The 13724-nt window shown below is 65.8% G+C and carries 13 protein-coding genes; 6 read left to right on the top strand and 7 right to left on the bottom strand.

The features are described 5' to 3' along the window. Positions 1-62: 62 nt before the first annotated feature. The 3 genes from R4P95_RS15230 to R4P95_RS15220 are packed head-to-tail and all read right to left on the bottom strand — an operon-like array spanning position 63 to position 5224. Complete coding sequence (locus R4P95_RS15230; protein WP_208960808.1) at positions 63-1496, bottom strand: HAD-IB family hydrolase; 1434 nt, start codon at positions 1494-1496, stop codon at positions 63-65. Further along, positions 1497-3752 carry a glycerol-3-phosphate 1-O-acyltransferase gene (locus R4P95_RS15225; RefSeq protein WP_213576863.1) on the bottom strand — a complete coding sequence of 752 codons (2256 nt, stop codon included), beginning with the start codon at positions 3750-3752 and terminating at the stop codon, positions 1497-1499. Between the two features lie 17 nt (positions 3753-3769). After that, positions 3770-5224, bottom strand: coding sequence for a wax ester/triacylglycerol synthase domain-containing protein (locus tag R4P95_RS15220; RefSeq protein WP_317746062.1), 1455 nt, complete (start codon positions 5222-5224; stop codon positions 3770-3772). Between the two features lie 159 nt (positions 5225-5383). On the opposite strand from R4P95_RS15220, the gene R4P95_RS15215 reads away from it, so the two are divergent. Beyond that, the gene (locus R4P95_RS15215) at positions 5384-5878 is read left to right on the top strand and encodes a DUF2505 domain-containing protein (protein WP_159925029.1); all 495 of its coding nucleotides are present in this window, start codon (positions 5384-5386) and stop codon (positions 5876-5878) included. 9 nt (positions 5879-5887) lie between these two features. Here the strand turns inward: R4P95_RS15215 and soxR are convergent, their stop codons facing one another. After that, complete coding sequence (gene soxR, locus R4P95_RS15210) at positions 5888-6358, bottom strand: redox-sensitive transcriptional activator SoxR (RefSeq protein ID WP_317746063.1); 471 nt, start codon at positions 6356-6358, stop codon at positions 5888-5890. 42 nt (positions 6359-6400) lie between these two features. After that, positions 6401-6922, bottom strand: a complete 522-nt coding sequence (locus R4P95_RS15205) for an FABP family protein (RefSeq protein WP_109332531.1) — start codon at positions 6920-6922, stop codon at positions 6401-6403. A gap of 105 nt (positions 6923-7027) precedes the next feature. On the opposite strand from R4P95_RS15205, the gene arcA reads away from it, so the two are divergent. Continuing rightward, on the top strand, positions 7028-8245 hold the full coding sequence (gene arcA / locus R4P95_RS15200; protein ID WP_317746064.1) for an arginine deiminase: 1218 nt from the start codon (positions 7028-7030) through the stop codon (positions 8243-8245). Positions 8246-8311: 66 nt separating this feature from the next. Here the strand turns inward: arcA and arsC are convergent, their stop codons facing one another. Beyond that, positions 8312-8659 (bottom strand): arsenate reductase (glutaredoxin), encoded by a 348-nt coding sequence (gene arsC, locus R4P95_RS15195; RefSeq protein ID WP_397517713.1) that lies wholly within the window; start codon positions 8657-8659, stop codon positions 8312-8314. A gap of 125 nt (positions 8660-8784) precedes the next feature. Here arsC and R4P95_RS15190 point away from each other — a divergent pair, with 125 nt between their 5' ends. The 4 genes from R4P95_RS15190 to R4P95_RS15175 all read left to right on the top strand — a co-directional run bounded on the left by R4P95_RS15190 (position 8785) and on the right by R4P95_RS15175 (position 12159). Then, entirely contained in the window at positions 8785-9468 is a 684-nt protein-coding gene (locus R4P95_RS15190) for an NAD(P)H-binding protein (protein WP_317746066.1), read from the top strand. A gap of 78 nt (positions 9469-9546) precedes the next feature. Continuing rightward, complete coding sequence (locus tag R4P95_RS15185) at positions 9547-9921, top strand: GntR family transcriptional regulator (protein WP_159925034.1); 375 nt, start codon at positions 9547-9549, stop codon at positions 9919-9921. A 47-nt stretch (positions 9922-9968) separates the two neighbouring features. Further along, positions 9969-10400, top strand: coding sequence for a DoxX family protein (locus R4P95_RS15180; RefSeq protein ID WP_208960814.1), 432 nt, complete (start codon positions 9969-9971; stop codon positions 10398-10400). 85 nt (positions 10401-10485) lie between these two features. Then, complete coding sequence (locus tag R4P95_RS15175) at positions 10486-12159, top strand: BCCT family transporter (protein WP_213576867.1); 1674 nt, start codon at positions 10486-10488, stop codon at positions 12157-12159. Here R4P95_RS15175 and R4P95_RS15170 read toward each other — a convergent pair. After that, positions 12142-13695 (bottom strand): dolichyl-phosphate-mannose--protein mannosyltransferase, encoded by a 1554-nt coding sequence (locus R4P95_RS15170; RefSeq protein ID WP_317746118.1) that lies wholly within the window; start codon positions 13693-13695, stop codon positions 12142-12144. The genes R4P95_RS15175 and R4P95_RS15170 overlap by 18 nt on opposite strands. Positions 13696-13724 lie beyond the last annotated feature (29 nt).

The raw sequence follows: 13724 nt of genomic DNA, 5'->3' as shown, positions 1-13724 counted from the left end.
GAAGAGGACGGAGCACATTCCGGTTTCTCTACATCCAGCCGAAGTATTTCTGAAGAATCTTGTCAGCGGTGCCCGCCGTGCAGGCACTCGTCGAACAGGGAGCGGACTTCCTCGACGTGTTTGTCCAGGTCGGAGGTATCCCACCCGTCAGTGGGGACGGGTTCGAGCACGTCGACGTAGACGGTCCCGGAGTGTGCGACCAGCGAGTTGCGCCACATCAGCTCTCCGGCGTTGTGGATGACGATCGGCACGATCGGCACCCCAGCCGAGATCGCGAGATGGAACCCACCCTTCTTGAACTTGCCGAGACGAGGAGTGGGGGTGCGCGTGCCTTCGGGGGCGATGGCGATGGAGATGCCCGAGTGCAGCTTCTCCACCGCCGGTTGCAGCGCGGCCCTGGCCTTGGCGCTGTCCGACCGATCGATGTACGCGACGTCGAGCAGTGCACCGACGGGAAGAAATCGGGGGTCGCGTGCGGCCTCCTTCTTGGCGACACCGGTCACGTCGTGACGGATGACGCTGCCGACCACCAGCATGTCGAGTGAACTCTGGTGATTGAACATGAACACCGCAGGTCGTGCGGCTTCGGCGTTCTCCTTGCCACTCACCCGCAGCCCGATACCACAGATCGCCAGGGCGATATCGGGGCCGAAGCTACCGACCAGGTTGGCGGCGGTCTGGCGGTTCCTCGTGACCAGACCGGCCGAGACACCGAACGCGGCGGCGCCCATCAGCGCGCCGATTGCCGTGGTGGTGCGCGCGATCGACACCGGGTCGTTGCCGCTCTGCGGTGGCCGCAGATTCACCGAAGGCCACCCGTTCTGCCGGGCGGTGGCCGCCAGCTTCCGATCCGGATTCAGGGCCACCGGATGACCCACCGACGTCAGCATCGGAAGGTCCTCGGCACCGTTGGAATACGCGAAGCTGCTCTTCAGGTCTGCGCCGTGCTGTTCCGCGTACGTGCGCACGGCCTCAGCTTTCGCCGGACCCCACAGCGGAGGGGACGCCAGCTGACCGGTGAGCATGCCGTCGAGGACTTCGGGGCGAGTACACAGGACGTCCTCGATGGCGAGGTCCTCTGCCACCGACTGCGCCTGGTAGGGAGTAGCCGACGTGGCCATCACCACCTGGTGTCCCGCGTGCCGGTGCGCGGCGAGTAGCCCGCGGACCTCGGAGTAGATCATCCGGGCAATCTCCTGCCGGAAGAGGCGCTGCCCCCATTCCTGCATTTCGTCCTCCATGCGCCCGGCCAGACTCTGCACGCCGATACGCATCAGGCCGCTCACATCGGCGCCCCGAAATCGGGTCTCCATGGCGGCCCCGGTGGTGCGCAACAGTTCTGCGACACTGATGTCGAAGCGCCGCAGACGATCCCGGTAGACCACACTGGCCGAATACCCACTGATGAGAGTCCCGTCCAGGTCGAAGGCGGCAAGCGTTCCGGGTCCGGGCGGGGCGGCGGCGATGGCATCGTGGAGGCTGCGCAAATCAGTCATCTACTCACCCACCACCTGGTCGAGGGTGTCGTGAGCAAGGGTCCGGATGCGCAGGACCCGGTTGACCTGGGTGCGGATCTCGGCGTCGAACTCGATTCGCCGAGCCTCGAGATTCTCCGCACCCGGTTCGACGAGGCCCCGGTTACGCGCCAATTTCAGTGCGGTCGTGAAGAGTTCGGCAGAGATCGACTCCCGGCTTCCGATCTGCTGGCGTAACCGGCGCTGCTCGGCCAGCGAAAGGCACTCGGTGATGAATACTTTCTCGTCGAACCTTTCGTCGGTCGGTGTGCGTAACAGCTGATCGGACACCACCGCGTAGGCCTCGAGGAAGGGTTGCAGGACGCGGTGGGCCAAGTGGATCTGCGCTGTCGACAGTAGCTTCTCGGCATGCGCGGGGTCACGCATGTTCTCCCGCCACAGGGGGTCGATGATCTCGAGTTCGGTCCGGAGTTGGTCGCGGAAGGCGTCCTTGTCGCTGAAGAAGAATTCGAACTTCAGCAGGTCACGGATGCGCAACGCCTCCTCCCACCCGTCCTCGAGCGGATTACCGAACGGCTGGTCCGCCGCGGCGCGCAGAACCATTTCTGCGATGGCTCTCATCACCAGGAAGTGAATGGTGTTGTTGCGGTAGAACGCTGCGACGAGGTGCTGGTCCCGCCCGAGGTAGAACACACGCTCGCTGCCCCGGTCGAAACAGCGCAGCACGCCGGAGTCGAGGTGGGTGCGCAGCGCCGTGCGAATGACCTCGGGGTTGGTGAGGTCGACATCGCCTGCCGTCGGTAGCCGCCGGACGGTGATGTAGTCGACGAGCGGTCCGAGGATGGCGCGTAGTTCAGAAACGGTGAGCGCACGGTCCTCGATACCCAGGAACGCGAGCATCACCAGCGACGTGGCCGTCACCGGTGTCACTTCGTTGATGCGGTGCGACACCTCGAACGCGGTCTTCTGCACGGCCAGCCGCAGGTCGTCCTCCTGGCGGAGATACTCCGCCAGCGACATAGGTCTGCCGAAATTGACATGGGCCACCCCGTGCCGCTGCCCCTGGGCGCGCACATATCCGACGAGCCAGCGAAGTCCTTCCTTCGTCTTGGCCTCACCGTGGGCCTCGGCCGCCATCGCACCGACCTCGTACAGCTGGTCATAGGTGAGGGAGACCGGAATGAGGTAGACATCGGACATCCCACTGGACTGGAATGCCTTCGCCAAGTAGGTGAGGAGCCCGAAGCGGGGCGGCCGCAACTTTCCGGTACGGCTGCGGCCGCCCTCGATGTACCACTCGAGGTTGAACCGCTTGGTGAGCAGGTAGCGCATGTACTCGCGCAGCGACCACTTGTAGATTTCGTCGTCGTCGAACTTGCGCCGAATGAAGACGGTGCCACTGCGCTTGCTGATCGGACCGATCGGCCAGAAGCTGACGTTCAATCCCCCCATCACGTGATTGAGGGGGAGGTCGTTCGCGAGGAGAGCAGGACGCAGCACCAGAGGATCGAGATAGGAGCGATGGCTGGGCAGGAACACCAGAGAGTATTCCTTGTTCAGCTCGCGGAGTTCGTCGAGGCGCGAGGTGTCGACGTCGAGTCGGTACGCACGCGAGAAGTAGCGGCCAAGTTGATCCCACAACGCGATCGCGCGTCGGCTCTGGGCGGCAACCATCTCGTCGAGGGCGCCCCGAGCGCGACGTTCGACTTCCGCGGCGGGGAGGTCCAGGCGCGCAGCCAGTTCGTGGATGCCGGTGTGGAACCGGCTGGTGTCGGTCATCTCGTCGACCACGAACCGCGACACCTTGTATTGCGTTCCCAGCAAGGATCGTTCGGCACGCTCGAGGGTCAGCGCGGCCTGGCGGCGTACGAAATCGGGCAGCGATCCGCCACCCTTCTCGGCAAGCCGGCGACGGAGATCGCTCAAGGGGGCCGGGGCACCTTCGATCACCTCGCAACGGCCGGGTTCTCGACGCAGGATCTTGCGCTGCATGTTCGGGCCGGGATGAAGGGGATCACGCAGAAGTGACTCCCGGACCCGCTGCAGACCTTCGGGCTGATCGGTCCTCGGCCGCCACACCACCCGGAGCGGGACCAGAAGGGGATCGTCCTCGCGTCGGCACACGTCGGCGAATTCGTCACCCGAGACGCGGACGGCCTGCGGCGGACGCCCGTCGCTTCCATCCTGTCGTTCCAGCCACGCGCGCAGGGTCGTCTCCTCGATGTCGCTCATCGACTCGATGAGGTAGACGCGTGGCCGTGTCGTCTGCTCGTCCATTCGTGTGGTCCTTTCGTTCATCCACGGCCGAGTTCGACGATGTCGTCGAGGCTCTCCTGTAGGCACATCATGAAACGGGCCGGTTCGGTCACCGCGGCGGTGTCGAGATTGACGCCGATGCAGCACGTGCCGACGTGCGAGACCAGTGTGGCCATGACGGCACAACCGGGTGCGGGACCGAAGGGGAACATCCTCTCGATCCGGGCTCCTGCGAGGTAGACCGGCACCGGTACACCGGCGACGTTGCTGGCCTGCAGGTCGAGACCGCTCGACTGGGAGAGATACCAATTTGCCAGCACCACCGTCGGCATCCGAACCAGAATCGGCGCCGCCGAGTCGAGGAGGCCGAGCGCCGGCTCCTGCCGTAAGCCGAGGACGATCGCGCGTACCTTCTTGATCCGCTCGATCGGGTCGACCTCACCGACGGGTCCCGCAAAGCGTGCTGCGGCGAACCGATTCCCCCCGGTCGAATCCGACGCCACCCGCAGGCTGACCGGCATGCCGACCGGGATCGTGTCGATGTCGTGGCCGAAGGACTCGTGGTAACGCCGGAATCCACCCAGCAGGGCAGCGATATAGGCGTCGTTGAGTGATCCTTCCGCTCGGTGCGCAGCCGACCTCAGCTCGTCGACGCCTACCTCGAGCACGCCGAACCAGCGGCCGAGGCCCCGGTCTCGCAACAACGGTGAGCCGGTAGCCGGGGGAGGAGTGACCACCCGGCGGATCGAGTTGGCGTAACCGACGACGTCGGTGACCGCCCCGATCGGGTTCGTGACGGCGGTGATCGCCGTGCGGGTGGCGCCGCGTACCAGGCCACCGAGCCGACCCGGCGCCCGGCGAACGTTCCCGAGCGCCTGCTCGAAGAACGCACCGCCGCCCGACATCCGCTCCGGCAGAGGTGGCGGGCGGTCCGGCTTGTCCGGCGACGGCTCGGGACGTCTGCTGTGCAGCAGCGTCATCAATTGGATGCCGCCGAGACCGTCCGTGATGCTGTGATGCGTCTTCACCACGTAGATGGCGCGACCGTCGTCGAGCCCCTCGATCAGCATGGCGCTCCACGGCGGCCGGGCGCGATCGAAGGGTTCGGTTGCCATCCGCCGGCACATCCGCAGGGCGTGGTCGAAGGTCGCGGGTTCGGGTAGGCGCACCCGGGTGAGGTGATAGTCGAGGTCGAATTCCGGGTCGACCGACCACATCGGGTTACCCAGCCGCAGCGTGGGCTCGACCACGCGCATCCGGATCCGGGGCACCATGTGCGAGGCCCACTCGTGCGCGCGCACCAACCGGTCCCAGTCCGGCGGTCGGTCGAGTACATCCACCGCGACGATCGGCGAACGCAGCTTCGGTTGTACCTCCTCCATCCGCCACATCCCGGTCTCGAAGTCGGACATCGTACGGTCCGCTCCCCAGGCGATGTCGGAGAAATCGACGTCGACGGCACTCGGTGGTATCAGCGGTTCGCCATCGGCCATGCCCACCCTCATTCGGTTGATCGAGTTGCCTCAACTGGTGCTTTTCCAGTGTGGACCCGACGCGTAGTTCACACCCCTGATTCGACGGATTGGCCCGGACTCGGCGGGTGACGCCTTCACACCCCTGCTCGACGAGTGTGCTTGTCGTAGGCTGCCGTCATGGCGAAACGCTTCGAATATTCGGAAGACATCGGGTACCCCGTGGACCGCGTCCACGCGACGCTGACCGACCCGGTGTTCTGGCGGCACCGGTTCGAAGAGGCACCCGAGAAGCTGACCCTGGACGAGAGTGGCGGGCCCGGAACCCTGACGGCGACGATGCGCGACAGCATCAGTGCCTCTTCGCTTCCCGGGCTGGTCCGCAAAGTGGTCTCGGGCGAACTGAGGGTCGAACGCGCCGACGAATGGGGACCTCTCGACGGCAACCGGGCCGACGGACGGATTCGCGGCAGTTCCACCGGCATTCCGGTCCGCATCGAGTGTGCCTCGGTGCTCCGTGCGTCGGGGGAAGGCTCGGTGTTGGAGCTCATCGGGTCGGTCGAGGTGAAGATCCCTCTGGTCGGTGGTCAGATCGAGTCACTCATCAAAAAGCTCGTCCGCGACATGGTGGGTCAGGACCGCGATGCCGTCGAGAAGTGGCTCGGCGACAGCTGACCACGTCGACTAGGTACAGGTGTTCAGCTCGACGTCGAGCGTCCGCGCCCCGGGCCCTGCAGTACCGAGTCGATCGTGACTGTTGACGATCGCGCAACTGCCCAGCGAGAGGCATCCGCACCCGATGCACCCCGTCAGGTTGTCGCGTAGGCGGACCAGTTGCTCGATTCGCTGATCCAGGTCCGCATGCCACCGCGTCGACAACCTCTCCCAGTCCTTGCGGGTCGGCGTCCGGCCCTCCGGCAGAGTGGCAAGGGCGTCCCGGATCTCGGCGAGGGGTATTCCCACCCGCTGGGCGATGCGAATGAACGCGACCCGCCGGAGCGTGTCCCGACGGTACCGCCGCTGGTTGCCGCTGGTGCGGCGACTACTGATGAGGCCTTCACGCTCGTAGAAGTGCAGAGCGGACACCGCCACACCGCTGCGCTCCGACAGCTGGCCGGGTGTGAGCTCCTTGGCTTTCCATTCGGGCATCTCCACATCGGGCACCTTTCACCAGGAATACCCGAACAATACTCGAGGTCAGTCGAGGCGGAGGTGACCGTGCAGGTGGTGGGTGAGCGGAGTGGGACCGTGCGCCATCCACAGGTCGTACGTGAGGTCGCCACCGCGCACCGACAATTTCCTCCGCACACTGTGCACCGGCTTCGCGTCCGGAGACGCGCACAGCGACAACATCGACAACTCGATGGTCCCCTCCCGAATCTGGCCCCGATGAATCTCGACGAAACCGGTGGGCTGGGCAAGAAGCAGTTCTGCCTCGTCCTCGGCGACGAGCCGCAGGAAACCGGACTCGGAATGCAACGGACGCCCGTCGTCGGCCGCCCACGTCCGGGACCGATACGCGAGGAACGGCTTACCGCTCGCCGTGAACTCGATCTCCTCGGTGTAGCCGAAGTCGTCGATCGTGGGATAGGCACCTTCGCCGGCTCCCACCCACCGTCCCGCGAACGGGGCCAAGGCAGGTGGCACAGCCGGTCCGGCAGCGGTCGCCGAAACCGGTGGACCGGCCGTCGCAGTCGATCGCCTCGACTCTTCCTCCATGAGTTACCTCCGCCGTCTCACGCTACTCGCTCCGGCACGCTGTGACGTGCTCGGCGGCGGAGTGTTTGACGTGCCTACGGGGCCCTGCCGCATTACCGTCTAGGCATGAACGCGTCCGGTTCTGCGCCGTTGGGAGCCAACTCCGAAGTGGGGCAGCTTCGTGCCGTCCTTCTACACCGGCCCGGCGACGAACTGAAGCGGCTCACGCCCCGCAACAACGACCAACTGCTCTTCGACGGGCTGCCCTGGGTCGACCGCGCGCAGGAGGAACACGATGCGTTCGCCGACGTGCTGCGCAGCCGGGGTGTCGAGGTACTGCTGTTGTCCGAACTGCTCACCGAGACCCTCGCCGCCAGTGGAGCGGCGCGCATGCAAGGGATCGGTGCTGCGGTGGATCCCCGCAAGCTCGGGCACATGCTCGCCCAGGAACTGGCCGCCCACCTGCGCGGTGTGCCTGCCAAGGACCTGTCCACCATTCTCACCGCGGGCATGACCTTCGACGAACTACCGGTCGCGGCGAGCAGTGCGTCGCTGGTCCGGCGCATGCATCACGGCGGCGACTTCGTCATCGACCCGCTGCCCAATCTGCTGTTCACCCGGGATTCGTCGGTCTGGATCGGCCCGCGGGTGGCCATCACCTCGCTGGCGTTACCGGCACGTGTGCGGGAAACGTCGCTCACCGACATCATCTACGCGCACCACCCGCGGTTCCGTGGCGCCCGGCGCGCCTACGAATCCCACACCGCCCCCGTCGAAGGCGGCGACGTCCTGCTGCTCGCGCCCGGTGTCGTCGCCGTGGGGGTCGGGGAGCGCACCACCCCGGCCGGTGCGGAGGCACTGGCGCGCAGCGTATTCGAGGACGAGCTCGCCCATACGGTACTGGTGGTGCCGATCGCGCAGTCGAGGGCGTCGATGCATCTCGACACCGTCTGCACCATGGTGGACCACGACGCGGTCGTGATGTACCCCGTCATCCAGGACACGTTGTCGGCGTTCACCATTCATCGCGAAGACAAGGGTGTGTCCATCCGGGGGGCCGACCCCTTCCTCTTCGCTGCCGCCGATGCCATGGGCATCGGGAAGTTGCGGGTCATCGATACCGGCCTCGACAACGTCACCGCAGAACGCGAACAGTGGGACGACGGAAACAACACCCTCGCGCTCGCCCCCGGCGTCGTCGTCGCCTACGAGCGCAACGCCGAGACCAACGCCCGCCTCGAAGCGTCGGGCATCGAGGTGCTGCGGATCGCCGGCTCCGAACTGGGGTCGGGCCGCGGTGGGCCGCGCTGCATGTCCTGTCCCGTGGCCCGTGACCCGCTGTAGGCCCTCCGGGCTCGTGAGTGGTTAACGAGTCTCTGCACTCGCTAACCACGCACGGGCGCGCAGCGCCTACAGGACCTCGGTGACCTTCGTGGCCGGGCGAGCCAGGACAGTGCCCTTGTCCGTCACGACGATCGGACGCTCGATGAGGATGGGATGCTCCGTCATGGCATCGAGCAGTTCGTCATCCGACGCCTGAGCCAGCGACAACTCCTTGTAGATCGCTTCCTTCTTCCTGATCGCCTCGCTCGGCTTCAGCCCGGCGTCGTCGAGCAGCTTGCGCAAACCGTCCCGTGTGGGCGGCGTCTCGAGGTACTTCACGACGGTGGGTTCGATGCCGGCGTCCCGGATCAGTCCCAGGACGGTGCGGGAGGTGTTGCAGCGTTGGTTGTGGTAGATCGTCGCGGTGTTCGCCATGCAGAACATTCTGCACCCGGGAACAAATGAGCCGGTACCGTGCGCTGCACTGTGCGTCAATAGACACTGTGCGTCAGTGGAACAGTCGCATACGTGGATCAGTCGACGACAGAGGGAGATCGACCATGGCCGAGCACTCGAACAGCACACCCCGCCGCATCGTCATCGCGGGTGGGCACGGGAAGATCGCCCGCCACCTGACCAAGCTGCTGACCGCGAGAGGAGACCGCGCGGTGGCCCTGATCCGCAATCCGGATCACGAACACGCCGTGGCAGCGCTGGGCGCAGAGCCGGTAGTCATCGACCTCGAAAACTCGACCGTCGACGACGTCGCGAAGGTGCTGCTCGGCGCGGACGCCGCCGTGTTCGCGGCCGGCGCCGGCCCGGGCAGCGGAGCGGAGCGCAAGGACACCGTCGACCGCGGCGGCGCGGTGCTGCTCGCCGAAGCCGCCGAGAAGGCCGGGGTGCGCCGGTTCGTTCAGGTCAGCTCGTTCGGTGCCGGTGAGCCGATTCCGGAGGGCACCGACGACGTGTTCGCCGCCTACCTCGTCGCCAAGACCTCGGCCGAAGAAGATCTACGGGCGCGCACCTACCTGGACTGGACGATTCTGCGGCCCGGTGGGTTGACCGACGACGAACCGACGGGGCACGTCACCCTCGCCGCCCCACCGCTCGAACGTGGCACCGTGCCGCGTGCCGATGTCGCGGCCGTGGTCGTGGCGCTTCTCGACGATCCGACTACTGCGAGGAAGACCCTCATGTTGACGTCCGGGCCGACCCCGGTCGAGGACGCTGTCGCGGCGCTGTGACCGGTGGCGTTCGCCGCCAGCCATTGCGGCGCCGTGCCCTCCCCACTACGGTCTGATACAACGCCTGGAACAACGGAGGTGGCGGCGGCCGTGCACATCGACATCGATCCGGATTCGTCGACCGCCCCGTTCGACCAGTTGCGGCTACAGATCATCGAGCAGGTGCGCACCGGTCGGCTGATCGCCGGCACGAAGATCCCGACGGTCCGCGCCCTGGCCGTCGAGGTAGGGCTGGCCCCCAATACCGTCGCGAAGGCGTACCGCGAACTCGGTGAGCAGGGTGTGATCGAAAGCCGGGGCAAGCAGGGCACCTTCATCGCAGGCGGTGGCGACCCGATCCGTGTCGGTGCCGAGAAGGCGGCCACCCGATATGTGCAGGAACTGCGCAAGCTGGGCGTCTCCGACGACGAAATCCTCGACTTCGTGCAGTCGGCCCTCCGCGGCGCCGGTTGAGCTGGCTTCATCCAGAAGGAGCGATTCCAGAAAGGGGAACACTCAGTATGGCCTCCGCACTGTTCCGTGACCTCGCGATCCTGATCGCACGCATCGGTCTGGGCGTCGTTTTCGTCGCGCACGGCTGGCAGAAGTTCTTCGAATTCGGGGTGAACGCGACGCAGGAGTCGTTCGCCGACATGGGAGTACCGCTTCCCGACATCTCGGCGATAGCGGCAGCGACGATCGAACTTGCGGGCGGATTCGCGCTCATCGTGGGATTGGCCACACCGGTGGCCGGGTTTCTTCTGTTCCTCGACATGCTCGGTGCGCTGATCCTCGTGCACGCCGACAAGGGTGTCTTCGTTTCGGAGGGCGGTTACGAACTCGTGGTGGCATTAGGTGTGGGCTCGCTGCTTCTCGCCGTCATCGGCGCGGGGCGCCTCGGTATCGACGGCCTGATCGGGCGGGGTTCGGGATGGGGCAAAGCCGCGGTGTGACTGCACGCGCACGGCGGCTCTCGTTCAGGGGTCGGCGCGCACCCCAGCTTGCATTTACTTCCGTCAGTGACCAACGTAGTTGTTCATGGCGATGAATACTGATCTGCCGGATCAACCATCCGAGTCTCCGAATGTGCTTGCATCCGGTGGGCTGAAGCGGATCGGTGTTCGCACCGACTACGTCGTGTTTTCCGTCGCTGCCGCGGCGGTGGCGCTGATCGTCGTGTGGGGTCTCGCGGCCCCCGACAATCTCGATTCGACCACCGGCAAGGCCCTTTCGTGGTTGGTCACCGATCTCGGATGGCTGTTCGTTCTGTCGGCGTCCGGCTTCGTGCTCTTCTCGTTGTGGCTCGCATTCAGCCGATTCGGCCACATTCCGCTCGGCAAGGACGGCGAAAGGCCGGAGTTTCGGACGGTCAGTTGGATCGCGATGATGTTCAGCGCGGGCATGGGTATCGGGCTGATGTTCTTCGGTGTCGCCGAGCCGCTCGCGCACTATGTCACGCCGCCCCCCGGCAGCGACGGTGGAATCGGAACCGCGATGGCTACCACCATGTTTCATTGGAGCCTGCACCCCTGGGCGATGTACGCCGTGGTCGGCCTGTCGATCGCGTACGGTTCGTATCGGAAGGGTCGCAAGCAGCTGTTCAGCTCGGCGTTCATACCTCTGCTCGGTCGGCGCGCGGAAGGTCCGATCGGCAAGTTCATCGATGTGCTCGCGATCTTCGCGACACTGTTCGGTACCGCTGCCTCGCTGGGTCTGGGGGCCCTCCAGATCGGCTCTGGTTTTCAGGTCGTCGGGTGGATGTCGGAGGTGAGCACCTTCCTGCTCGTCGCGATCGTCGCACTGCTGACTTTGGCGTTCGTCGCCTCCGCGGTGTCGGGTGTCGCGAAGGGCATCCAGTGGCTGTCCAACACCAACATGGTGCTCGCCGTCGTGTTGGCGCTGTTCGTGTTCGTGGTGGGTCCGACGGTCCTGATCCTGAACCTGCTGCCGACGACGATCGGTGCCTACGCTGCCGAACTGGCGCAGATGTCGGCGCGAACCGGTGCGTCCTCCGATCCAGCGACCGGTGAGTGGTTGTCGTCGTGGACCATCTTCTACTGGGCGTGGTGGATTTCGTGGACCCCGTTCGTCGGCATGTTCCTGGCACGCATCAGCCGCGGCCGGACCATTCGCCAGTTCGTTTTCGGAGTCATTCTGGTTCCGAGTGTGGTCAGCCTCGTCTGGTTCGCCATCTTCGGCGGCGCTGGTATCGGTGAGCAGCGCGACGGTATCGACCTCGCCGGGCAGGACACCCAGGAAGGGCAGCTGTTCGGGATGCTCGACCACCTGCCGCTCACCGGCATCACCACCGTTCTGGTGATGGTGCTCGTCGCCATCTTCTTCGTGTCCGGCGCGGATGCCGCATCGATGGTGATGGGTACGCTCTCGCAGCGCGGTTCGCTCGATCCGCAGCGCTGGGTGGTCGTTTTCTGGGGTTCGCTGACCGGTGGGGTGGCTGCCCTGATCCTGTGGACCGGTGGTGATACCGCCCTCGACGGCCTGCAGACGATGACGATCATCGCGGCCGCACCGTTCGTGATCGTGATGATCGGTCTGTGCGTGTCGCTGTACAAGGATCTCTCGCGCGACCCGATCGTGGTCGACGCCAGGGAGATGCGGCGGGAACTCCGGAAAGCGGTGGCGAAGCGACGCCGCTCGCCCAGTTCCGTGAAGAACCGACGCGGGGGTTCCGGTTCAGCGCCAGCTGGGTAGCCAGAGCTGGTTTTGCCACACCTCGGGTGTGATCGGCAAACCGGTGAGGATGGGCCACAGCCAGATGAAGTTGGCCACCACCAGTCCCACGTAGAGGCAGACGGCGAGGAGACCGGTGCCGCGTCGTTCGTAGGACGACGTGGCCCTGCCGAGGATGTCGCCGAGAACGAGGGCGATACCCATCACCATGAACGGCGCAAGGGCTACTGCGTAGAAGTAGTACATCTGGCGGTCGAGGGTGGTGAGCCACGGGAGGAAGGCGGCGCCGTAGCCGGTGAGCACGGTGGCATATCGCCAGTCCTTGCGGATCACTGCTTGCCACAGCGCCCAGGCGAGCATCGGCACCGCCAGCCACCACATCGCGGGCGTGCCGACGAGCATGACCGCCTTGACGCAGCTGGACGCGCTGCATCCGGACACGTGGCCGCCCTCGGCGAAGTAGTAGAGCATCGGGCGAAGACCCATCGGCCACGTCCACGGTTTCGACTCCCACGGGTGATGGTTGCCCGCTGAGTTGGTGAGACCTTCGTGGAATTGAAGGACGTTGCCGCTGTAATACCACAGCGACCGCAGCGCGGACGGGAGGAACGACCAGGTTCCACCGGTTCCGATCTCGTTGCCCACTGCGTGCCGATCGACCCCGGTCTCGCTCACGAACCATGCCCAATAACTGCCGAGATAAACGAACAGTGGGACCACGACGAGCGCGTACAGTGCGGGGCCGACGTCGCGGAGAGCGGCGCCGAACCATGGCCGCTGCACCCCGTAGGTCCGTCGGGCCGCTACATCGAACAACACGCTGAGCAACCCGAAGAAGACGATGAAGTAGATGCCCGACCACTTGGTTCCGCACGCCAGGCCCAACATGATTCCGGCACCGAAACGCCACCACCGCACACCCAGACGCGGCCCCCAGTCGCTGTCGCCGATCCGTCCTTCGTCGTGCACGCGGGCCATTCGTTCGCGAACCTGGTCGCGGTCCACGACCAGACAACCGAGGGCGGCGACGGCAAACAGGGCCAGGAAGATGTCGAGCATGCCGAGCCGGGAGGACACGAAGGTGACACCGTCCGCGACGAGCAGGATGCCCGCGAGACCGCCGAGGAGTGTGGACCGGCTCAACCGCCTGACGATGCGAATGACGAGCAGAACCAGGATCGTGCCCGCCACCGCCGACGCGAACCGCCACCCCCAGCCGTTGTAGCCGAAGATCGCCTCGCCCATCGCGATCAGTTGTTTCCCGATCGGCGGATGCACCACCAGGCCGTACCCGGGGTTGTCTTCTATCCAGCCGCCGGTGAGAACCTGCCAGCCCTGTGGCGCGTAATGCTTCTCGTCGAACACGGGTGTGCCCGCGTCCGTGGGGTATCCCAGCATGGTGAACCGGGTGATCGCCGCGATCGCCGTGACGAACAGGGTCACTACCCAGCCGCGGGCCCGGTCCACGGGACCGAAGCTGCGGGGAGGGGTGAGGGGTGCCGGGCTGACCACCGCCGAGTGTCGTGCGGAGGGCGTCGGTCGCTCGTCCGTCAACATCGTCACGCGGCAATCGTAGGCTGTGGGGC

Origin of the sequence: Rhodococcus sp. IEGM 27, assembly GCF_033142305.1 — a bacterium.
Lineage (GTDB): Bacteria > Actinomycetota > Actinomycetes > Mycobacteriales > Mycobacteriaceae > Rhodococcus_F > Rhodococcus_F oxybenzonivorans.
Note: the sequence above shows the minus strand (reverse complement) of the source record. Positions and strands in the feature narration are given on the sequence as shown.